15 protein-coding genes are annotated in these 20,809 nt (G+C 71.2%); 10 read left to right on the top strand and 5 right to left on the bottom strand.

The genetic code is table 11. The features are described 5' to 3' along the window. Positions 1–39: 39 nt before the first annotated feature. Positions 40–1,944 carry a BACON domain-containing protein gene (locus tag ACZ6S6_RS35625; protein WP_469709153.1) on the bottom strand — a complete coding sequence of 635 codons (1,905 nt, stop codon included), beginning with the start codon at positions 1,942–1,944 and terminating at the stop codon, positions 40–42. Between the two features lie 194 nt (positions 1,945–2,138). Here ACZ6S6_RS35625 and radA point away from each other — a divergent pair, with 194 nt between their 5' ends. Together radA and disA are read left to right on the top strand one after the other, a co-directional pair. Next, positions 2,139–3,551 carry a DNA repair protein RadA gene (radA, locus tag ACZ6S6_RS35620; protein WP_362966434.1) on the top strand — a complete coding sequence of 471 codons (1,413 nt, stop codon included), beginning with the start codon at positions 2,139–2,141 and terminating at the stop codon, positions 3,549–3,551. A 124-nt stretch (positions 3,552–3,675) separates the two neighbouring features. Continuing rightward, complete coding sequence (gene disA / locus ACZ6S6_RS35615) at positions 3,676–4,800, top strand: DNA integrity scanning diadenylate cyclase DisA (protein WP_362966432.1); 1,125 nt, start codon at positions 3,676–3,678, stop codon at positions 4,798–4,800. A 77-nt stretch (positions 4,801–4,877) separates the two neighbouring features. Here the strand turns inward: disA and ACZ6S6_RS35610 are convergent, their stop codons facing one another. After that, positions 4,878–5,678, bottom strand: coding sequence for a hypothetical protein (locus ACZ6S6_RS35610; protein WP_469709170.1), 801 nt, complete (start codon positions 5,676–5,678; stop codon positions 4,878–4,880). 546 nt (positions 5,679–6,224) lie between these two features. On the opposite strand from ACZ6S6_RS35610, the gene ACZ6S6_RS35605 reads away from it, so the two are divergent. From ACZ6S6_RS35605 to cseC, 5 genes are all read left to right on the top strand, one after another. Continuing rightward, positions 6,225–7,127: an HhH-GPD family protein gene (locus ACZ6S6_RS35605; protein ID WP_362966430.1), complete on the top strand. Its 903-nt coding sequence runs from the start codon at positions 6,225–6,227 to the stop codon at positions 7,125–7,127. Positions 7,128–7,357: 230 nt separating this feature from the next. Beyond that, complete coding sequence (locus tag ACZ6S6_RS35600) at positions 7,358–7,996, top strand: SigE family RNA polymerase sigma factor (RefSeq protein WP_362966428.1); 639 nt, start codon at positions 7,358–7,360, stop codon at positions 7,994–7,996. Further along, positions 7,984–8,724: a hypothetical protein gene (locus tag ACZ6S6_RS35595; RefSeq protein ID WP_469709150.1), complete on the top strand. Its 741-nt coding sequence runs from the start codon at positions 7,984–7,986 to the stop codon at positions 8,722–8,724. The genes ACZ6S6_RS35600 and ACZ6S6_RS35595 overlap by 13 nt, the downstream gene beginning before the upstream one ends. Before the next feature lie 10 nt (positions 8,725–8,734). Next, entirely contained in the window at positions 8,735–9,442 is a 708-nt protein-coding gene (cseB, locus tag ACZ6S6_RS35590; protein WP_469709148.1) for a two-component system response regulator CseB, read from the top strand. After that, complete coding sequence (gene cseC, locus ACZ6S6_RS35585; protein WP_362966422.1) at positions 9,439–10,830, top strand: two-component system sensor histidine kinase CseC; 1,392 nt, start codon at positions 9,439–9,441, stop codon at positions 10,828–10,830. Before cseB ends, cseC begins: the two co-directional genes overlap by 4 nt. 79 nt (positions 10,831–10,909) lie before the next feature. Here the strand turns inward: cseC and ACZ6S6_RS35580 are convergent, their stop codons facing one another. Beyond that, positions 10,910–12,481, bottom strand: a complete 1,572-nt coding sequence (locus tag ACZ6S6_RS35580) for an MDR family MFS transporter (protein ID WP_362966420.1) — start codon at positions 12,479–12,481, stop codon at positions 10,910–10,912. Between the two features lie 119 nt (positions 12,482–12,600). On the opposite strand from ACZ6S6_RS35580, the gene ACZ6S6_RS35575 reads away from it, so the two are divergent. Beyond that, positions 12,601–13,185 (top strand): TetR/AcrR family transcriptional regulator, encoded by a 585-nt coding sequence (locus ACZ6S6_RS35575; protein WP_362966418.1) that lies wholly within the window; start codon positions 12,601–12,603, stop codon positions 13,183–13,185. A 21-nt stretch (positions 13,186–13,206) separates the two neighbouring features. Here the strand turns inward: ACZ6S6_RS35575 and ACZ6S6_RS35570 are convergent, their stop codons facing one another. Next, the gene (locus ACZ6S6_RS35570) at positions 13,207–13,914 is read right to left on the bottom strand and encodes a M23 family metallopeptidase (RefSeq protein ID WP_362966416.1); all 708 of its coding nucleotides are present in this window, start codon (positions 13,912–13,914) and stop codon (positions 13,207–13,209) included. A gap of 461 nt (positions 13,915–14,375) precedes the next feature. On the opposite strand from ACZ6S6_RS35570, the gene ACZ6S6_RS35565 reads away from it, so the two are divergent. Both ACZ6S6_RS35565 and ACZ6S6_RS35560 read left to right on the top strand, forming a co-directional pair. Continuing rightward, a complete protein-coding gene (locus ACZ6S6_RS35565) occupies positions 14,376–14,771 on the top strand; it encodes a trypco2 family protein (protein WP_362966414.1) in 396 nt (131 codons plus the stop codon). After that, positions 14,768–17,998: an NACHT domain-containing protein gene (locus ACZ6S6_RS35560; RefSeq protein ID WP_469709145.1), complete on the top strand. Its 3,231-nt coding sequence runs from the start codon at positions 14,768–14,770 to the stop codon at positions 17,996–17,998. Before ACZ6S6_RS35565 ends, ACZ6S6_RS35560 begins: the two co-directional genes overlap by 4 nt. A gap of 89 nt (positions 17,999–18,087) precedes the next feature. Here ACZ6S6_RS35560 and ACZ6S6_RS35555 read toward each other — a convergent pair whose 3' ends face one another. After that, entirely contained in the window at positions 18,088–20,616 is a 2,529-nt protein-coding gene (locus ACZ6S6_RS35555) for an ATP-dependent Clp protease ATP-binding subunit (protein WP_362964134.1), read from the bottom strand. Between the last annotated feature and the right edge of the window lie 193 nt (positions 20,617–20,809).

The following is a 20,809-nucleotide window of genomic DNA, read 5'->3' as shown; positions in this document are numbered from 1 at the left end:
ACGGGCCGGTCCGGCGTGGTCCCGACGGGCGGTGGCGCCTCAGTTCGCCGGTGGCGGGACGCTCGGGCTCTTTGCCGGGCCGGTCGGGGCCGAGGGGCCGGGCGACTGGCCCGGCCCGCCCGGGTCCGTCGGTGTCGTGGTGGGGTCCGTCGGGCCGGGTGTCGGCTCGGTCGGGTCCGGTGTCGGTTCCGTGGGGTCCGGTGAGGACGGCGGCGGGTCCGACGGGGCGGGCGGGCGCGGATGGAGCGAGCCGCCCGGCCGCGAGGGCTGCGAGGGGTGCGGTCTGCCGCCCGACGGGCGCCTCCCGCCGTACCCGTGGATCACGACGACCGAGCCCGAGGGGGCGAGGACGATCCGTGCGGTCCAGTGCGAGGCCGGTTCGCGCCCGCGGTCGACGAGGACGCGGATCGTGACGCTGCCGCCCGCGGCGAGCTTCCCGGACGAGCTGCTGAGGCGCAGCCAGGACGCGGAGGTCCGGGCCGACCAGGCGACCGGGCCGGCCTCCGTCGCGGTCAGGGTGATCATCGTGGTGGCGCCGGAGAGACGCGCCTCGACGGTGAGCCCGCCCGCCCGGTGCGGCCCGGTGTCCGGGCCCGCCTCCGGGTCCACGCTGATGACCTCGGCCGAGACGTCCGGGAGGCCGTCGTCGTCGGTGAAGCGGGGGCCGGACTCGGGGGTGGCGTTGCCCGCGTTCTCGTAGCGGCCGTACGGGTCGCCGTCGCGGCTCCCGTCCCTCTCGGTCGCGGTGACCGAGGACCCGTCGTGCCCCTCGCCGATGAGCGGTGCGCCGCGGTAGGCGGACCACAGGGCGATCACCGGGGCGGCGACGACCGTGGCGACGACCGTCGTCGTCATGACCCTCGACCGCAGCCGGTCCCGGCGCGCGGCGTGGTCCTTGGGGTCCATCGGGAAGCCCGCGCGGTCGAACCGCGGAGTGGCGGACCGATTCTTCTGATGCTTCTGGGCGTGGATCATGGCCACGTACGCGGACGGGCGCGGCGCCTCGACGACCGCCAGCGCGGCGGCCGGGGCGACGGCCGCACCGGGCCAGGGGCCCTCGGCACCGGCCCGCTCGGCGGCGCGGCGGCAGCGGGGGCAGTCGTCCACGTGCCGTACGAGCTCGCGGCGCAGGGTGGCGGAGAGCAGCATGCGCCGGTCGCCGGTGAGCCTGCCCGCCGTGGGGCAGCCGCCGGACTCGACGACGGCGAGCGCGGCCCTGGTCCGCTCCACCTCACAGGCGGCCGCGGCCAGGAGTTCCCTGGCGGCAGCGGCCTCCAGACCGAGGACGGCGGCGACCGCGACGGGGGTGAGCCGGTGCCGTACCGCGAGCTCCAGCGCCTCTCGCTGTTCGGGGGTGGTGCCCGCGGCCTCGGGCCAGGCCAGCTGGGCCAGCTCGCGGCGGTGCGCCTCGGCGGCCGCGGGGGTCTCCGGGGCGGGGGCGGACTGCGGCATCGCGGACTGGGGCACCGCGGAGCGGGGCGGTGCGGCGGGGGTCCTGGGTGCGTGGGCGGCCACGGGAGGTGGGGGCGTACGCCGTCCTGCGCGCACTCCTTGCACGGCCTGGGCGGGGGCGTGGTGGTTCTCCGGCGCCGACTTCCCGCGCGCCCGCGGCTTGTCGTGCTGACGGTGGGCCTGGCGGCCCTGTTTCTGCTCGGTGAGCCTGCGCAGGCACGTCCACCTGGCCAGCGCGTACAGCCAGGTTTTACGTTCCTCCTCGTCCGTGGGACACCGTCCGCCCTGCCGTTCGGCCAGTGCGAGCACACCGCCGAGCGCGTCGGTGGCGGCGTCGTGGTCGCAGAGCACGGAGAGGCAGTAGGTGAACAGACCGTCGAGATGCGGCTCGTAACGGGCAGGCGGCTTCTTCGGTGAGGAGTGGGGCGCACGGTGCTGCGTCCGGTGTGCGCCGGGGGTGCTCGTGGGCGTCTCCAGTCTGCTGCTCGTCACCTTGCGACCGTAGGCAGGACGGGGCATGGCCCTGGCGCCCCTTGAGTAGATTTAACCCTTACGGGTGAACGTATCCCTTGAAAGCGGACAGGATCGGACAGGATTCCCCGATTCCACGGCGGGAAGGGGCGTGCGCTCCCTCAGGCGGCACCGCGCCGGACGGGACTGTCCGAGGTCACCTATACGGTGGCGCCATGGCTGCCCGTACGAAATCCGCGAAGGACCGGCCGTCCTACCGCTGCACGGAATGCGGCTGGACGACCGCCAAGTGGCTCGGCCGCTGCTTCGAGTGCCAGGCGTGGGGGACGGTCGAGGAGTTCGGCGGCGCCCCCGCGGTACGGACGACGGCGGCCGGCCGCGTCTCCACCGCCGCCCTGCCCATCGGCCAGGTCGACAGCCGGCAGGCCACCGCCCGCTCGACCGGTGTCGGCGAGCTGGACCGGGTGCTGGGCGGCGGGCTGGTGCCCGGTGCCGTCGTGCTGCTGGCGGGCGAGCCGGGCGTGGGCAAGTCCACGCTGCTGCTGGACGTGGCGGCCAAGGCGGCGAGCGAGGAGCACCGCACGCTCTACGTCACCGCGGAGGAGTCCGCGAGCCAGGTCCGGATGCGCGCCGACCGGATCCGGGCGATCAACGACCATCTGTACCTGGCCGCCGAGACCGATCTGTCCGCAGTCCTCGGCCATCTGGACGCGGTCAAGCCGTCCCTGCTGGTCCTGGACTCCGTGCAGACCGTGGCCTCGCCGGAGATCGAGGGCGCGCCCGGCGGCATGGCGCAGGTCCGCGAGGTCGCCGGGGCGCTCATCCGCGCCTCCAAGGAGCGCGGCATGTCGACCCTGCTGGTCGGCCACGTCACCAAGGACGGCGCGATCGCCGGGCCCCGGCTGCTGGAGCACCTCGTCGATGTGGTGCTGTCCTTCGAGGGGGACCGCCATGCCCGGCTCCGGCTCGTGCGCGGCGTGAAGAACCGGTACGGGGCGACCGACGAGGTCGGCTGCTTCGAGCTCCACGACGAGGGCATCACCGGCCTCGCCGATCCGTCCGGGCTCTTCCTCACCCGCCGTGACGAACCCGTGCCCGGCACCTGCCTGACCGTCACCCTTGAGGGCAAGCGGCCCCTGGTCGCCGAGGTACAGGCGCTCACGGTCGACTCCCAGATCCCTTCACCCCGGCGCACCACCTCGGGGCTCGAAACGTCCCGGGTGTCGATGATGCTGGCCGTACTGGAGCAGCGCGGCCGGATCAGCTCGCTGGGCAAGCGGGACATCTACAGCGCCACGGTCGGCGGCGTGAAGCTCACCGAGCCCGCCGCGGACCTCGCGATCGCGCTGGCCCTGGCCAGTGCGGCGAGTGACACACCGCTGCCCAAGAATCTTGTGGCGATCGGTGAGGTGGGGCTCGCGGGCGAGGTCAGAAGGGTCACCGGGGTCCAGCGCAGACTGGCCGAGGCGCACCGTCTGGGCTTTACGCACGCACTGGTCCCGACCGATCCGGGGAAGGTCCCGGCCGGTATGAAAGTCACGGAAGTCGCCAACATGGGCGACGCGCTGAGAGTCCTCCCGCGCCGGTCTCGTGCACAGGCCCCCCAGGAGGACGGCGCACGCCGGTAGACTTTGCCCTGGTCTCGCCCGTCCGTACGAACGGTATGAGGGACGTGGAGTGTTCCGCCCGGATCAGACCCGATCCGGACGAGAGGCCCAAAGGGCACCGCAAACCTGTGACCGGAGGAGTGCAGTGGCAGCCAGCGACCGGGCAGCATCGCCCGGAAAGTCCGGCCAAGGCACCGGTAACGAGGCGCTGATGCGCGCCTCGTTGACCGCCGTCGCGCCCGGAATGGCCCTGCGGGACGGCCTGGAGCGCATTCTCCGTGGCAACACCGGCGGGCTGATCGTGCTCGGCATGGACAAGATCGTCGAGTCGATGTGCACCGGCGGCTTCGTGCTGGACGTGGAATTCACCGCGACCCGGCTGCGCGAGCTGGCGAAGCTCGACGGAGCGTTGATCCTCGACAAGGACATGACCAAGATCCTGCGGGCCGGCGTGCAGCTGGTCCCGGACGCCTCCATCCCCACCGAGGAGACCGGCACCCGCCACCGCACGGCGGACCGGGTCTCCAGGCAGTGCAGTTTCCCGGTGGTCTCGGTCTCGCAGTCGATGCACCTCATCGCGCTGTACGTGCACGGGCAGCGCCGGGTCCTGGAGGAGTCGGCCGCGATCCTCTCCCGCGCCAACCAGGCGCTCGCCACGCTGGAGCGGTACAAGCTCCGGCTCGACGAGGTCGCGGGCACGCTCTCCGCCCTGGAGATCGAGGACCTGGTGACCGTCCGGGACGTGACCGCCGTCGCGCAGCGTCTTGAGATGGTGCGCCGGATCGCGACCGAGATCGCCGAGTACGTGGTGGAGCTGGGGACCGACGGCCGGCTCCTCTCGCTCCAGCTCGACGAGTTGATCGCGGGAGTGGAGCCGGAGCGCGAGCTGGTCGTGCGCGACTACGTGCCGGAGCCGACCGCGAAGCGGTCGCGCACGGTGGCGGAGGCGCTCACCGAGCTGGACGCGCTGTCCCACACCGAGCTGCTGGAACTCGCCGTCGTCGCACGGGCACTGGGTTACAGCGGCTCCCCCGAGACCCTGGATTCGGCGGTCTCGCCTCGCGGCTTCCGGCTGCTGGCGAAGGTGCCGCGGCTGCCCGGGGCGATCATCGACCGGCTCGTGGAGCACTTCGGCGGTCTGCAGAAGCTGCTCGCGGCGAGTGTGGACGATCTCCAGACGGTGGACGGGGTCGGGGAGGCGCGGGCGCGCAGTGTGCGCGAGGGCCTGTCGCGGCTGGCCGAGTCGTCGATTCTCGAACGGTACGTGTAGCCCCCGCAGCCGCGGGGGTGCAGCCCCCGCGGCCGGGCGCCCTTCGGGGGGGCGCGCGGGGGCGTTTCAGTGCCGGGTCAGTCCTTCGCGAGGACGAACGAGGCGCGCTGCACGGGCTCGCCCGGCGCCTTGGCCTCGACCAGGTACGTGCCGGGGCCGGCGCTCCCCGGCGCCGGCGTGGCGCACTTCGGGGCGCTCTTCGCGCGGTTCCACTCCACGGTGTGCACGACGGTCGAGCCCGCCGGGACCTTCAGCAGCACGGCGGCCGCGTTGCGCGGACAGTCCTTGGAGGACCACACCTCGTCGTCGTCGCCACCGGCCTCGGTGACGGTGAGCACCGCGTTCTTCGGGCCGAAGTCGACCTTGCAGGCGGTGGCGGAGGTGTTCTTGGCGATCAGCCGGAACTTCGGCTTCTCGCCGGGTGCGTAGCTGACCTCGCTCTTCAGGGTCAACTGCAGTGCGCCGGGCGTGCAGTCGGGGACCGAGGAGCCGGCCGGGAGCTGCTGTCCGGCGGTCCCGCCGCTGCCGCTGCCTCCGGCGCCGCCCGAACCGCCGCCCGTGCCGCCGCCCGAACCGGAACCGGCCTTGCCGGAGCCGTCGTTGCCGCCGCCCGAGCCGCCGGAACCCGCGTCCGAGTCGCCGCCGCCGCCGCTGTCGCCTCCGCCGGAGTCACCCGACTCGTCGCGCCCGCCGGGCTGTTCGCTGATGGCAGGGCCGGAACCCGAGGGTCCTGGTGTGATCGCGTCGGTGGGACCGGAGCCGTGGGCCCTGGAGTCGTCGTGGTTCCCCTTGCCGCCACGGGAGGTGACGGCCCATAGGACCAGCAACGCGAGCAGCGCGATCAGCGTCGCCGCTACTGCCCTCCGTCGCCAGTAAATGGTGGAGGGAAGCGGCCCGATCGGATTACGCAGAGATCCCACGGCGCAAACTGTACGAGAGATCGGCCCCAACTCCCGCCCCACCCGCCGCCCTGATCCCAAGTTTTGCGGATCATCATCCCGGGACGGCCCGTTCCCGCTCCCGCGGTCCACGGGACGGCCACCGCGACGATCGCCCAACGTGATCACGGGGGTTGGATACCTACCCTCCGTCACCTGCTAGTTCACATCTGAACGGAAAACTGGATGGAAAGCTGATCGGGAAGCCGAACGGGAAGTCGAACGGGTAGCTGATCGGGTCGCTGATCGGAACCCGGACGGTAAGCCGAACGGAAATCTGCGTGGCTGTGCGGAGGGCGGGCCGCCGGACCCGATGCGGCCAGTTGCCGCAACCGGGCCCGGGGGGTGTGCGGCCACTTGCCGGACCGGAGGTCCGGTGGCACGGGGACAGACGGGTGGCACTATCACTCCAAGGGCTCTTATGAGGGGCGACACCCCCGTGCCCCGGTCCGTCGTCTGCCCTTCCGTGCCAGGATCGGACGTGCGATGACTGCCACGACAGCGACACAGACGCCCCCCGCCTCCCTCCACACTCCCGTCATCGGGTGGTTCGACCAGCACGCCCGCGATCTGCCCTGGCGCCGCCCCGAAGCGGGCGCCTGGGGCGTGATGGTGAGCGAGTTCATGCTGCAGCAGACCCCCGTCAACCGGGTGCTCCCGATCTACGAACAGTGGCTGGCCCGCTGGCCGCGCCCCGCCGACCTCGCCGCCGACCCTCCCGGCGAGGCGGTCCGCGCCTGGGGCCGGCTCGGCTACCCCCGGCGAGCGCTGCGGCTGCACGGGGCCGCCCAGGCAATAGCGGAACGACACGGCGGCGACGTACCGAGCGAGCACGCCCAGCTGCTCGCCCTGCCCGGGATCGGTGAGTACACGGCGGCGGCCGTGGCCTCGTTCGCCTACCGGCAGCGGCACGCCGTCCTGGACACGAACGTCCGCCGGGTCTTCGCACGGGCCGCGACCGGTATCCAGTACCCGCCGAACGCGACCACCGCCGCCGAGCGCAAGCTCGCCCGCGCGCTGCTGCCCGACGAGGACGAGCGGGCGGCGCGGTGGGCCGCCGCGACGATGGAGCTCGGAGCCCTCGTCTGCACCGCGAAGAACGAGGACTGCACGCGCTGCCCGATCGCGGCGCAGTGCGCCTGGCGGCTGGCCGGGAAGCCCGCGCACCAGGGGCCCCCGCGCCGCGGCCAGACCTACGCCGGTACGGACCGGCAGGTGCGCGGCCGGCTGCTCGCCGTGCTGCGCGAGTCGGTGGCACCCGTACCCCAGTCGGCGCTGGACGCCGTGTGGGAGGAACCGGTGCAGCGGGCCCGTGCGCTGGACGGCCTGGTCGCCGACGGCCTCGTCGAACCGCTGGCGGGCGGCCAGTACCGGCTGCCGCTGACCTGACGGCCGGGCGGGACGCCCCCGCCCGGCCCGTTGCCCGTTCCGCACCCCGAAGCGGCCTCTTTGCCCCACTCCTCCTGTGCTGTTACACAACCGATGGGCAGCCGTGCGTCGGCGTATGGCTGCTCCGCACAGCCCCGTGACAACCGCTCCGTAGCGTCACCGACGTCAGCCCGACGACCAAGCGGCTGGCAGCGGTACTACGGGGTTCCACGGGGACGGAGGCGGTTGTTATGGCGCAGGGCGAGGTGCTCGGATTCGAGGAGTACGTGCGTACCCGGCAGGAGGCGCTGCTGCGCAGCGCCCGCCGGCTGGTCCCCGACCCCGTGGACGCGCAGGACCTGCTGCAGACCGCGCTGGCCCGCACCTACCGCCGCTGGGACGGCATCGCCGACAAGTCCCTCGCCGACGCCTATCTGCGCCGCGTCATGATCAACACCCGGACCGAGTGGTGGCGGGCCCGCAAGCTGGACGAGGTCCCCACCGAGCAGCTCCCCGACGCCAGCATCGAGGACGGCACCGAGCAGCGCGCCGACCGCGCCCTGCTGATGGACGTCCTGGGCGTGCTGGCTCCCAAGCAGCGCAGCGTCGTCGTGCTGCGACACTGGGAGCAGATGAGCACGGAGGAGACCGCGGCGGCGCTCGGCATGTCGGCCGGTACGGTGAAGAGCACGCTGCACCGTGCCCTGGCGCGGTTGCGCCAGGAGCTGGAGAGCAGGGAAGAGGCCGGCCGTGAGGCCCGGATCCGCGAGAACCGGGAGCACAGTCCGGCCGTCCGTGCCGCGGCGGCTCCGGTGCGGCCCCGGACCCGGTCCGGGGCGTCGGGGATCGGGCGTCATGACGAGCGGGGGCGGGAGCGGTGCGCGGCCTGACAGGCAGCGGTGACGGCGGCGACAAAAGCGGCGGCGCGGTCACCGGCGGGGGAAGCGGGAACGGGACCGGTGCCGGAGGCAGACGGTTCCCGGCCGGATGGGCGGCGAGCAGTACGGCTCTGGCCGGGCTCGCCGCCATCGGGCTGTTCGCCGTCAGCTGCTCCACCGGTGGCACCGGTACGCGCGACGAGGGCCCGGCGGGCACCCAGCCGGTCGCCCGGATCACGCCGACCGCCACGACGCCGTCCAGGGCGAAGCCGACCCCCAGGGTCGATGCCGTGGCCCTGCTCAAGGCGGATCCGAAGGTGAGCGAACGGGTCCGGACGGATCTGAAGCCCTGCACCGGTGACGAGTACCCGGTGGACACCTCGTACGGGAAGCTGACCGGCGGCCCCGCGGCCGACGTGGTCGTGAACGTGATGACCTGCGGTGACTCGGTGGGCGTCGGTACCTATGTGTACCGGTCCCGCGACGGCGCGTACGAGAACGTGTTCGCCACCGAGCAGCCGGCGGTCTACGGGACCATCGACCGCGGTGATCTGGTGGTGACGACACAGGTCTACGGGAGGAAGGACTCGGTCGCCTATCCCTCGGGCGAGGAAGTGATCACGTACCACTGGGCGAACACCCGGTTCAGTGAGCAGGACCGGGTGCACAACGACTTCAACCGAGCCGTCGGCGCCGGGGAGGGGGACTTCCCGGAGCCCACGGAACCGACGAAGAACTGAGAGCTTTCCGATGGCCGAGACCCATGTCCTGTTCGTCGAGGACGACGATGTCATCCGCGAGGCCACCCAGCTGGCGCTGGAGCGGGACGGCTTCGTGGTCACCGCGATGCCCGACGGACTCCAGGGCCTCGACGCGTTCCGGGCCGACCGGCCCGACATCGCCCTGCTCGACGTGATGGTGCCCGGCCTCGACGGGGTGAGCCTGTGCCGTCGTATCCGGGACGAGTCGACGGTTCCCGTGATCATGCTGTCGGCCCGTGCCGATTCGATCGACGTGGTGCTCGGCCTGGAGGCGGGGGCCGACGACTACGTCACCAAGCCCTTCGACGGCGCGGTACTGGTGGCCCGGATCCGCGCCGTGCTGCGCCGCTTCGGCCACGCCTCGGGCGGCGGTCCGGGCGGCGGCGCCGGGGCGGAGGACGAGCCGGAGGGCGGGGTGCTGGTCTTCGGCGACCTGGAGATCGACACCGAGGGCATGGAGGTGCGCAGGGCCGGCGAGCAGGTGGGCCTGACCCCGACCGAGATGCGGCTGCTGCTGGAGTTCTCGTCCGCGCCCGGCACGGTGCTCTCCCGCGACAAGCTGCTGGAGCGGGTCTGGGACTACGGCTGGGGCGGCGACACCCGGGTCGTGGACGTCCATGTGCAGCGGCTGCGTACGAAGATCGGCCAGGACCGGATCGAGACGGTCCGCGGCTTCGGCTACAAGCTCAGGGCATGAGGCGGCCGTCCCTGCGGACGAGTGTCCGCTGGAAGATCAGCATCGCGATCGCGGCGGTCGGCGCCCTGATCGCGGTCGCGCTGAGCCTGGTGGTGCACAACGCGGCCAGGGTCTCGATGCTGGAGAACGCCCGCGAGGTGCAGCTGGAGCGGCTGACCTACGCCCAGCTGCTCTACGAGGCGACGAAGACGAAGAAGGCCGATCCCCGCTTCGGCGCGAAGCTCAACGATCCGACGATGCCGAAGAGCCTGCGCCAGGAGACCCGGAAGAACCGGCGTGCCACGCATGTGGAGGACGGCGGCGGGGTGCCGGACGTCTGGGCGGCGGTACCGCTGTCCAACGGCGACGTGCTCTCGCTGCACACCCGTTTCGCCGACCGCTCCACCACCATCATGGGCGATCTCGACCGGGCCCTGATCATCGGATCGGTCTCGGTGGTCTTCGGCGGCTGCGCGCTGGGGGTGCTGATCGGCGGCCAGCTGTCGCGCCGGCTGCGCAAGGCGGCGGCCGCGGCCGGGAGGGTCGCGCAGGGCAATACGGAGGTCCGGGTCAGGGATGCCGTCGGCGGCGTCGTCCAGGACGAGACCGATGAGCTGGCCGGTGCGGTGGACGCCCTGACGGACGCGCTGAACGAGCGGATCGAGGCCGAGCGCCGGGTCACCGCGGACATCGCGCACGAGCTGCGCACCCCGGTGACGGGGCTGCTGACGGCGGCGGAGCTGCTGCCGCCGGGCCGCCCCACGGAGCTCGTACGGGACCGGGCGCAGGCGATGCGCACGCTGGTCGAGGACGTACTGGAGGTGGCCCGGCTGGACAGCGCGTCCGAGCGGGCCGAGCTGCAGGAGGTCGCGCTGGGCGACTTCGTGAGCCGCCGGATCGCGCTGCTGGACCCGCAGGTGCGGGTCCAGGTGGTCCACGAGTCGTGGGTCAGCACCGATCCGCGGCGGCTGGAGCGCATCCTGGGCAATCTGCTGGGCAACGCCGCCAAGCACGGCTCCACCCCGGTGGAGGTCACGGTCGAGGGCCGGGTGGTTCGGATCCGCGACCACGGTGCGGGCTTCCCGGCGGCGCTGCTGCGGGAGGGCCCGAGCCGGTTCCGTACCGGGAGCACCGACCGGGCGGGCCACGGTCACGGCCTCGGGCTGACGATCGCGGCCGGTCAGGCGCGGGTGCTCGGCGCCCGGCTGACCTTCCGCAACGCCGCCCCCGAGGGCGCGGCCAAGGGCACCGGCGGGGCGATCGCCGTGCTGTGGCTGCCCGAGCACGCGCCGACCGACACCGGCAGTTACCCGATGCTCCAGCTGGCCGAGCAGCGCAACCCCGAGCCGAACGGCAAGGCGGCCGCCGACAGCGGCACCCGGGCGAACGGCGAGTGGCCGGACCGCTGAGCGGGCCCGGCGCGCGGCAGCGAGGAGGCCCCGGGGCGTGCGCCCCGGGGCCTCCTCGTACCGTTCGGAAGGCCGTGACCTACACGGCGTCGGCCACCGAGGCCTTGGCCGTCTCCGGCCCCGCTCCGCGCAGCGGAACCTCCTTGACGAAGAGCGCCGCCACCAGGGCGACCAGTCCGACCGAGGCGCCCACCAGGAAGGCGATGTGCGTGCCTGACGACACCGCGAACTGGTACGCCTCACGCACCGGAACCGGCAGCTTCGCCAGGCTCGCCGCGTCCAGCTGGGCGGAGTGCGCGGTGGCCGCGCCGCCGCCGCGTGCCGCCATCTCGTCGTTGACCCGTCCGGTGAACAGCGCGCCCATGATGGCGACACCGAAGGAGCTGCCGAGCGTACGGAACAGGGTGGTGGCGGACGAGGCGACGCCCATGTCCTTCAGCTCGACGCTGTTCTGCGCGACGAGCATCGTGATCTGCATCAGGAAGCCCATGCCCGCGCCGAGCACCGCCATGTAGACGCCCGAGGTGAAGCGGCTGGTGTCGGTGTCCATCAGCGAGAGCAGGAAGAGGCCGGCCACCATCAGGACCGAGCCCATGATGGGGAAGATCTTGTACCGGCCGGTGCTGGTGGTGACCCGGCCCGCGACCAGCGAGACGACCATCATCGACAGCAGCATCGGCAGGAGCAGCAGTCCGGAGTTGGTCGCGGACGCGCCCTGGACGGACTGCTGGAACAGCGGCAGGAAGAGCACCGCGCCGAACATCACGAAGCCCGACATGAAGCCGACCACGGACATCAGCGTGAAGTTGCGGTTGCGGAAGACGTGCAGCGGGATGATCGGTTCCGCGGCCTTCGTCTCGACGAAGAGGAAGCCGGCCAGCGACGCGACACCGATCGCGATGAGCTCCATGATGATGGCGGAGTTCCAGTCGTACTGCGAGCCGCCCCAGGTGGTGACCAGCACGATCGAGGTGATGCCGACCGTCAGCAGCCCGGCGCCGAGGTAGTCGACCTTCGACTTGGCGCGCTCCCGCTTGGGCAGGTGCAGTACGGCGGTGACCATGCCCAGGGCGACGGCGCCCAGCGGCAGGTTGATGTAGAAGCTCCAGCGCCAGCCGAGGTGGTCGGTGATGGTGCCGCCGACCAGCGGGCCGCCGATCATGGCAACCGCCATCACACCGGCCATCAAGCCCTGGTACTTGCCGCGCTCGCGGGGCGGCACCAGGTCACCGATGATCGCCATGACGCCGACCATCAGCCCACCGGCACCGAGGCCCTGGATCGCGCGGAAGCCGATCAGCTGTCCCATGTCCTGGGACATACCGCTGAGGACCGAGCCGATCAGGAAGAGCACGATGGCCGTGAGGAATATGCCCTTGCGGCCGTACATATCGCCGAGCTTGCCCCAGATGGGGGTGGAGGCGGCGGTGGCCAGGGTGTAGGCGGTGACGACCCAGGACAGGTGCTCAAGACCGCCGAGGTCACCGACGATGGTCGGCATCGCGGTGCCGACGATCAGGTTGTCGAGCATGGCCAGCAGCATGGCGATCATCAGCGCGAGCATCACCACCCGTACGCTGCGCTGCTGCGGCTCTCGCTTCGGCTTGCGCCCGACCGCCTTTCCGCCTGTCGCCGTCTTCAGGTCCGACATGTTCCCCAACTCCCCTGATCCCCTGTACACCGGGCCCTTACTTGCCGCCCGGCTAGTTGACTACACTGGGGGAAAGTACCCCCGCACTAGCCGGGCGTCAAGTAAGTATGGGGAGCACCATGAGCAGCACGCCGCAGCCGCGCCGGGGCAACACCCGTCAGCGCATCCAGGACGTCGCTCTGACCCTCTTCGCCGAGCAGGGCTACGAGAAGACCTCACTGCGTGAGATCTCCGAGAAGCTGGACGTCACCAAGGCCGCCCTCTATTACCACTTCAAGACCAAGGAAGACATCCTCGCCAGCATCTTCGAGGACCTCAACCGGCCCGTCGAGGACCTGATCGAATGGGGCCGGGAGCAGCCGCGCACCCTGGAGACGAAGAAGGAGATCCTCGGCCGCTACAGCGAGGCGCTGATCAAGGCCGCCCCGCTCTTCCGCTTCATGCAGGAGAACCAGGCGACCGTGCGCGACCTGAGCATCGGCCAGTCGATCAAGCACCGGGTCCTGGGGCTCATCGACCTGATCAGGGACCCAGACGCACCGATCGTCGACCAGGTGCGGTGCTTCAGCGCGCTCTTCACGATGCACGCCGGCATGTTCGCCCTCAAGGACGTCGACGGCGACCCCGAGGACAAGCGCAAGGCCGTCCTGGAGGTCGCCGTCGATCTGGTCACCCAGGCGCATGCCCCGGGGTCCGACCAGTAGCGGGTCTGTCGTCGCGGCCGGTCAGACCTTGACGCCCACCTTGTGGAGGTAGTTGACGGGGTTGACCGCGGAGCCGTAGTTCGCGGTGGTCCGGATCTCGAAGTGCAGGTGCGGACCACTGGAGTTGCCGGTGTTGCCGGAGAGGGCGATCTTCTGCCCCTTCTTCACGGACTGGCCGATGTGCACGTCGATCTTGGAGAGGTGCGCGTACTGCGAGTACGTGCCGTTGCTGTGCTTGATCACGACGGCGTTGCCGTACGCGGGACCGTCGCCGCCGCCGTTCGGGCCGGCCTTCACGATGGTGCCCTTGTGCGCGGCCTCGACCTTGGTGCCGATCGGCACGGCGAAGTCCTGGCCGGAGTGCTTGTGCGACCAGCGGCTGCCGTCGTTGCCGTAGCTCGCGCTCAGCTCGTAGCGGTTGACCGGGGTCTCCCAGCTGAGCTTCTTCGCGGCCTTCTTCTTGGCCGCGGCCTTCTTCTTCGCGGCATCGGCCTTCTTCTCGGCCTTGTGCTCGGCGGCCTTGCCCTGCGCGGCCGCCTGCTTGGCGACCGATTCGGCCGCGGTGGTGCTCACCAGGCTCGCGGTGCCGGCGGTCCCCGTCGTGCCGGCCGCGAACGCAGCGCCCGCACCGAGAACCATCGACGTACCCAGACCGGCCGCCACCACGGCGCCGCGCACACGGGAAGCGGACGGGCGGTGGGAGTGCTTGAACGTAACGCGCTTCGACATAAGCGGAAAACCTCCGGAGATGACTGGACCCGGCACTCCGGCCGGGCTGGCTATCCCTTGGTAACCCGCACCCCCACCCTTGCTCAAACCCCCCATCTACGAAGAAAAGCCGTAGCCGGAGCCCCGGGAATTCGGTTCCACGGGTCCCGGACCCCACCCCTCCCGCGCCTTCGGATCTCTTCGTCCGGAGACGTTTAACCCCAGTTCCAAACCGGCCCTATCGGACATGACCCCGTTATCGGGGCACTTCACCCAGCAGACCCCGAGGTCCCGCCGGGCACAGGGCCGAAGGTCCCACCCGCGATCACGGCCCTTTCTCCTAAGCCGCCTAGTAGGCCCCGAAAGGGCTGTGCGCCTTGTCACCGCCGGTGGGACCTAAGGCCGTCCGATTCGGGACCTTCGGCGGGCAACCTGACTACGCTGATACGGCGAGAACCGATCGGCTCCCGGGGGGACGTCACATGACCGGCAACACCGCAGGCACGGGCCGAAACGGCGGCGGCACGCCGCCTGACACGGGACGGCTCGACGGCATCGAGCTCGCCGACGCCGTCGAGTCGGTCCGCAACCAGCTCATCGAGGCCGCCACCCGCGGCACCGGCCGCCCGCTGGCCTTCGAGGTCGGCGACATCCAGATGGAGTTCACCCTCGAACTCCGCAAGGAGGTCAAGGGCTCCGCCCGCGTGAAGGCCTGGGTGGTGGAGGCCGGCGCCGACGCGGGCCGCACCACCGGCCAGACCCACAAGGTCGCCTTCACCCTGAAACCCCGCGATGTCACGACCGGCGAGGCCTGGCGGATCGGCCACGAGGGCGACGGGAGCACGGCAGGGTTCGGCCAGGGGCGGCCCCGGCCGTGACAGCCGTGCAGCCCGCGGACCGCACCGTCGTGGTCCTGGGCGCCGGTTCCGTCCAGGGCAGCGGTGTCCTGCTCACCGACCGGCTGGTGCTGACCTGCGCCCACGTCGTCAAGCGCGGCGGCCGCTGCTCCGTCGCCCACCCGGACCTCACCGGCCACACGGACTCGGCCGTCGTCTGGATCGACCACGGCCTCGACGCCGCCCTCGTCGAGACCGTGGCCCCGCTGTTCCCGGTCGAACCGGTACGGCTCGGCGTCCTGCACACCAGCCAGGCACTCGCCGACTGCGAGATCACCGGCTTCCCCGACGTACAGCGCTACGGCCCCGACGATCATCTGGAGGCCGACCAGTACACCGCCACCGTGCTGCCCATGGCGGGCCGGGTACGCAAGCTGCTCGTCTGCGAGCTCGACGGTCCGCCCGCCGGGGCCGACCACGAGCTGCCCGCCCTGCGCGGACTGTCCGGCGGCCCGGTCTTCGCGGGCAGCGTCCTGCTCGGCATCGCCCGGCAGATCCCGCCCCGGCGCGGGGGCCGACGGGTGGAATGCGTACCCCTCGACCCGCTCGTCACCTCCGAGCCCTTCCGGCTGATCTACCGCGAGACCGGCCACGAGCTCTCCTGGGAACGGGTCCACGGGCACTTCCCCAAGGATCTGCGCTACGAGGAGGAGTACGCGGCCGCGCTCGGCGCCGCGTACCGGCGCACCAAGATCTTCGGGCTCGACGAGCTCGGCCGGCACGAATCCGAATGGGACCTGGACACCGCCTACCTCAGCCTGGAGGCACAGTCGCGCGACCGCCCCGGAGCACCCGCCGACCCGGACCCCGGGCCCCGGCGCATCGACACCCTGCTCTCCGACCGGCCCCGGGTACTGCTGCGGGGCGACGCGGGCGCCGGGAAGACCACCCTGGTCTGGTGGCTGGCGGCGCACGCCTCGGCCGGCACCCTCGGGCCGCGGCTGACGGCGCTCAACGGACTGGTCCCGTTCGTCGTCCCGCTGCGCACCCTGCGGGCGCGGGGCGGTACGTTCCCGTCCGTCGGGCAGCTGGCCACCGCCGCCCGGCCGGCCATCGACGACCCGCCCGAGGGCTGGGCCGGGCGGGTACTGGAGTCAGGTCGCGGGCTGCTGCTCGTGGACGGCCTGGACGAGGTCCCGCCGGACGACCGCGAGGCCGCGTACGACTGGCTGTCCGGGATGCTGCGCCGCTACCCGGCGACCCGCTGCGTCGCGACCGTGCGCCCGCACGCGGTGGCCCCGGACTGGCTGGCGTCCGAGGACTTCGAGGAGCTGCGGCTGCTGCCGATGCGGAACGAGGACATCGCCGCCTTCGTCGCCGCCTGGCACCGGGCGGCCCGGCTGGACGACCCGGACCACGCGACGCTGACCGAGCTGGAGCGCGATCTGACCCGGCAGTTCGCCACCAACTCCACCCTGAGCAACCTGGCCCGCACCCCGCTCCTGTGCGCAGTGATCTGCGCCCTGCACCGGCGGCGCCAGGGCCTCCTGCCGGAGACCCGCTGGAGCCTGTACGACTCCGCGCTCGCCATGCTGCTCGGCAACCGCGACAAGCGGCGCAGGATCGACGCCCCCGAGGGCATCACGATGAACGTGGACGAGCAGGCCCAGCTCCTCCAGCGCATCGCGATCTGGCTGGTGCGGGGCGGCCAGTCGGAACTGGACCGCGACCAGGCACTGCACCAGCTGGACCAGGCGCTGCGCGGCATGGAGCAGATCAGGCGCCAGGGCACGGCGCAGGAGGTCCTGACCCATCTGCTGAACCGCAGCGGCGTCCTCCAGGAGCGGGCCGACGGCGTCTACCAGTTCGCCCACCGGACCTTCCAGGACTTCCTCGCCGCGAAGGAGTTCATCGAGGGCGGCCATCTCCACGAACTGATCGGCCGGGCGGACTCGCAGCAGTGGCAGGACGTCATCCTGCTGTCCGCCGGACACTGCGGCCGCCGCGAGCACCCCGTACTGATCAACGGCCTGCTGGACACGCGGGTGGGCACGGGGAGCGGCGTCTCCCGGACCGAGCTCCACGTCCTGGCCGCGCTGTGCGCGCAGCACGCGACCTGGCTCGACGACACGACCCGTACGCGGGTCTCCGCCGCCGTGGCGGCACTGTTCCCGCCCGGCTCCTTCGGGGAGGCCCGCCTGCTCGCCCGGCTCGGTCCGGCCGTGCTGCGCCATCTCCCCGACCCGGACGATCCCGGCCTCGCCCCCGAGGGGATCCGTCAGATCCCGGATCTCATCGCGGAGGCCGGTGGTGCCGAGGCCGTCCCGTACGCCCGCCGCTGGGCGCTCGCACACCCCTGGCTCGGGCTGCTGTTCCGGGAGACGTGGGACAGGTACCCGGCGGCCCTCTACGCGGAGCAGGTCCTCTCCACGATGGACCTGAAGCAGCAGGGGCTGAGCATCCGCACCGTGGACCAGCTGACGGCCCTGCGCCATCTCCCGGCCGTCACCCAGCTGAGCATCATCGGGGAACTCTCTTCGGCCGAGTTACGGGCCGGGCTGCGCGGCAGACCGTGGAGAAGGCTCGACATCCGGGAGAACACCGCGCTGACGCATCTGTCCTTCCTGGCAGAAGCGGCCGGAACGCTGTTGCATCTGTCATTGACGGGCTGCCCGAACGTTCAGGAACTCGGCCCGCTCGGTGGGCTCCCGGAGCTGAAATGGCTCGGGCTGGACATGAGCCGCCTGCCGCTCACCGCCCTGCGGGCCACGGCCGGGAGTGAGCTGTACACACTGCACCTCGACGACCTCACGGCCCACCGGCTCAGTGACGTGCCCGCACACCCGCGGGTCACCACGCTGACGCTCAGCAGCAGGCGTCCGGTGACGATCGACGCGCTGCACGGCTGGGACGGCCTGCACGACCTGGAACTGAGGTCCCCCACGGCGATTCCTCCCCTCTGCGCCGCACTCCGGCAGTCCCCCCAGGTGACGGACTTGACGGTGCGGGCGGCCGCCCCGGAGTTCCTGGGCGCGGCCGTGGTCCCGTCGGTCACCTCCCTCACGCTCAATCCGTTCGGGGGGCTGCTTGACCTCGGTCCGCTCCCCCGGGTCTTCCCCTCGCTGAACAGGCTCCGGCTGAGGCCCGGCAGCACTTCCAGCGGTGCGGACATCGATCTGACCCCGCTGGAAGTGCTGCCGGGCCTCACGGTCGACGTCACGGACCTCGTCGAGGTGTCCGGCGGCAAGGGGCTTGACGTGCGCCGCTGAGCACACGGAGAAGGGGCTGCCCCGGTCCGGTCGAAACCGGTCCGGGGCAGCCCCTTCGGTGCGCTCGGGCGAAAGCCCCTACGCGCCTGTCACGCTTCCTTCGTCATGTTCGGGCCGGCGCCGCCTGCCGCCTGCTCGATCGGGGGGACGTCGGGCAGAGCCGACTTCTCCTCGCCGCGGAAGGTGAACTGCTTCTCGTCACCCTCGCCCTCGGTGCCGACGACCACGATGTGACCGGGGCGCAGCTCACCGAAGAGGATCTTCTCGGAGAGGATGTCCTCGATCGAGCGCTGGATCGTCCGGCGCAGCGGCCGGGCGCCCATCACGGGGTCGTAGCCCTTCTTCGCCAGGAGCGACTTCGCGTCCGCGCTGAGCTCGATGCCCATGTCGCGGTCCTTCAGCCGCTCGTCCACCTTGGCGAGCATGAGGTCGACGATCTGGATGATGTCTTCCTCGGTGAGCTGGTGGAAGACGACCGTGTCGTCGACACGGTTGAGGAACTCGGGCCGGAAGTGCTGCTTGAGCTCTTCGTTGACCTTGTTCTTCATCCGCTCGTAGTTCGTCTTCACGTCGCCCTGGGCGGCGAAGCCCAGGTTGAAGCCCTTGGAGATGTCCCGGGTCCCGAGGTTGGTCGTCATGATGATGACCGTGTTCTTGAAGTCCACGACCCGGCCCTGGGAGTCGGTCAGGCGACCGTCCTCCAGGATCTGGAGCAGGGAGTTGAAGATATCGGGGTGGGCCTTCTCGACCTCGTCGAAGAGGACGACGGAGAACGGCTTGCGGCGCACCTTCTCGGTGAGCTGACCGCCCTCCTCGTATCCCACGTACCCGGGGGGAGAGCCGAAGAGACGGGAGACCGTGTGCTTCTCGCTGAACTCCGACATGTCGAGGGCGATCAGCGCGTCCTCGTCACCGAAGAGGAATTCGGCGAGCGTCTTGGAGAGCTCGGTCTTACCGACACCGGACGGACCGGCGAAGATGAACGAGCCACCGGGGCGCTTCGGGTCCTTCAGACCTGCTCGCGTACGGCGGATCGCCTGCGAGAGGGCCTTGATGGCGTCCTTCTGGCCGATGACGCGCTTGTGGAGCTCGTCCTCCATGCGCAGCAGACGGGAGGACTCCTCCTCCGTCAGCTTGAAGACCGGGATGCCGGTGGCGGTGGCGAGGACCTCGGCGATGAGCTCGCCGTCGACCTCGGCCACGACGTCCATGTCGCCGGCCTTCCACTCCTTCTCGCGCTTGGCCTTCGCCGCCAGCAGCTGCTTCTCCTTGTCGCGGAGAGACGCCGCCTTCTCGAAGTCCTGGGAGTCGATGGCCGACTCCTTGTCACGGCGGACGCCCGCGATCTTCTCGTCGAACTCGCGGAGGTCCGGCGGCGCGGTCATCCGGCGGATGCGCATCCGGGAACCGGCCTCGTCGATCAGGTCGATCGCCTTGTCCGGCAGGAAGCGGTCCGAGATGTACCGGTCGGCCAGCGTCGCGGCCTGGACCAGCGCCTCGTCCGTGATGGACACGCGGTGGTGGGCCTCGTAGCGGTCGCGCAGACCCTTGAGGATCTCGATGGTGTGCGGCAGCGACGGCTCGGCGACCTGGATGGGCTGGAAGCGGCGCTCAAGAGCGGCGTCCTTCTCCAGGTGCTTGCGGTACTCGTCGAGCGTCGTGGCACCGATGGTCTGGAGCTCGCCTCGCGCCAGCATCGGCTTGAGGATGCTCGCCGCGTCGATCGCGCCCTCGGCGGCGCCCGCACCCACCAGGGTGTGGAGCTCGTCGATGAACAGGATGATGTCGCCGCGGGTGCGGATCTCCTTGAGCACCTTCTTCAGGCGCTCCTCGAAGTCACCGCGGTAGCGGGAACCAGCGACCAGCGCACCGAGGTCGAGGGTGTAGAGGTGCTTGTCCTTGAGGGTCTCGGGCACCTCGCCCTTGACGATGGCCTGGGCCAGGCCCTCGACGACCGCCGTCTTGCCGACACCGGGCTCGCCGATGAGGACAGGGTTGTTCTTCGTACGGCGGGACAGCACCTGCATGACCCGCTCGATCTCCTTCTCGCGCCCGATGACCGGGTCGAGCTTGGATTCACGAGCGGCCTGGGTGAGATTCCGGCCGAACTGGTCCAGCACCAGGGAGGTGGAGGGCGTGCCCTCCGCGGGGCCGCCCGCTGTGGCAGCCTCCTTGCCGCCCGAGTATCCGGAGAGCAGCTGGATGACCTGCTGGCGCACCCGGTTCAGGTCGGCGCCCAGCTTCACGAGGACCTGGGCTGCGACGCCCTCGCCCTCGCGGATCAGGCCGAGCAGGATGTGCTCGGTGCCGATGTAGTTGTGGCCGAGCTGAAGGGCCTCGCGGAGCGACAGCTCCAGGACCTTCTTCGCTCGGGGAGTGAAGGGGATGTGGCCGGACGGGGCCTGCTGGCCCTGACCGATGATCTCCTCCACCTGCTGGCGGACCGCCTCGAGCGAAATCCCGAGGCTCTCCAGGGCCTTAGCGGCGACACCCTCACCCTCGTGGATCAGGCCCAGGAGGATGTGCTCGGTGCCGATGTAGTTGTGGTTGAGCATCCGGGCTTCTTCCTGAGCCAGGACGACAACCCGCCGCGCGCGGTCGGTGAACCTCTCGAACATCGTTAATCGCTCCTCAGAGCGGTCAGGCAGTAAGGGGTCGGTCCCCTCCCTGTCCTTCCGCAGCTTAGTCCCGCAAGCGGGGACCGCTCATTTCAACTGCCGACACCCGCGATGGCCTCCTGCCCCGAACGCCGACACCTGCTCCAACCCGATGGTGCGAGACGATGTTCCCGCAGGCCAGGCAGATACCCCT

The sequence above is a fragment of the Streptomyces sp. NPDC048671 genome, from assembly GCF_055587045.1.
Note: the sequence above shows the minus strand (reverse complement) of the source record. Positions and strands in the feature narration are given on the sequence as shown.

Coding starts and splice junctions, on each gene's coding strand:
- radA (WP_362966434.1), top strand. CDS start 2,139: ATGGCTGCCCGTACGAAATCCGCGAAGGACCGGCCGTCCTACCGCTGC.
- ACZ6S6_RS35605 (WP_362966430.1), top strand. CDS start 6,225: ATGACTGCCACGACAGCGACACAGACGCCCCCCGCCTCCCTCCACACT.
- ACZ6S6_RS35600 (WP_362966428.1), top strand. CDS start 7,358: ATGGCGCAGGGCGAGGTGCTCGGATTCGAGGAGTACGTGCGTACCCGG.
- cseB (WP_469709148.1), top strand. CDS start 8,735: ATGGCCGAGACCCATGTCCTGTTCGTCGAGGACGACGATGTCATCCGC.
- cseC (WP_362966422.1), top strand. CDS start 9,439: ATGAGGCGGCCGTCCCTGCGGACGAGTGTCCGCTGGAAGATCAGCATC.
- ACZ6S6_RS35580 (WP_362966420.1), bottom strand. CDS start 12,481: ATGTCGGACCTGAAGACGGCGACAGGCGGAAAGGCGGTCGGGCGCAAG.
- ACZ6S6_RS35575 (WP_362966418.1), top strand. CDS start 12,601: ATGAGCAGCACGCCGCAGCCGCGCCGGGGCAACACCCGTCAGCGCATC.
- ACZ6S6_RS35570 (WP_362966416.1), bottom strand. CDS start 13,914: ATGTCGAAGCGCGTTACGTTCAAGCACTCCCACCGCCCGTCCGCTTCC.
- ACZ6S6_RS35565 (WP_362966414.1), top strand. CDS start 14,376: ATGACCGGCAACACCGCAGGCACGGGCCGAAACGGCGGCGGCACGCCG.
- ACZ6S6_RS35555 (WP_362964134.1), bottom strand. CDS start 20,616: ATGTTCGAGAGGTTCACCGACCGCGCGCGGCGGGTTGTCGTCCTGGCT.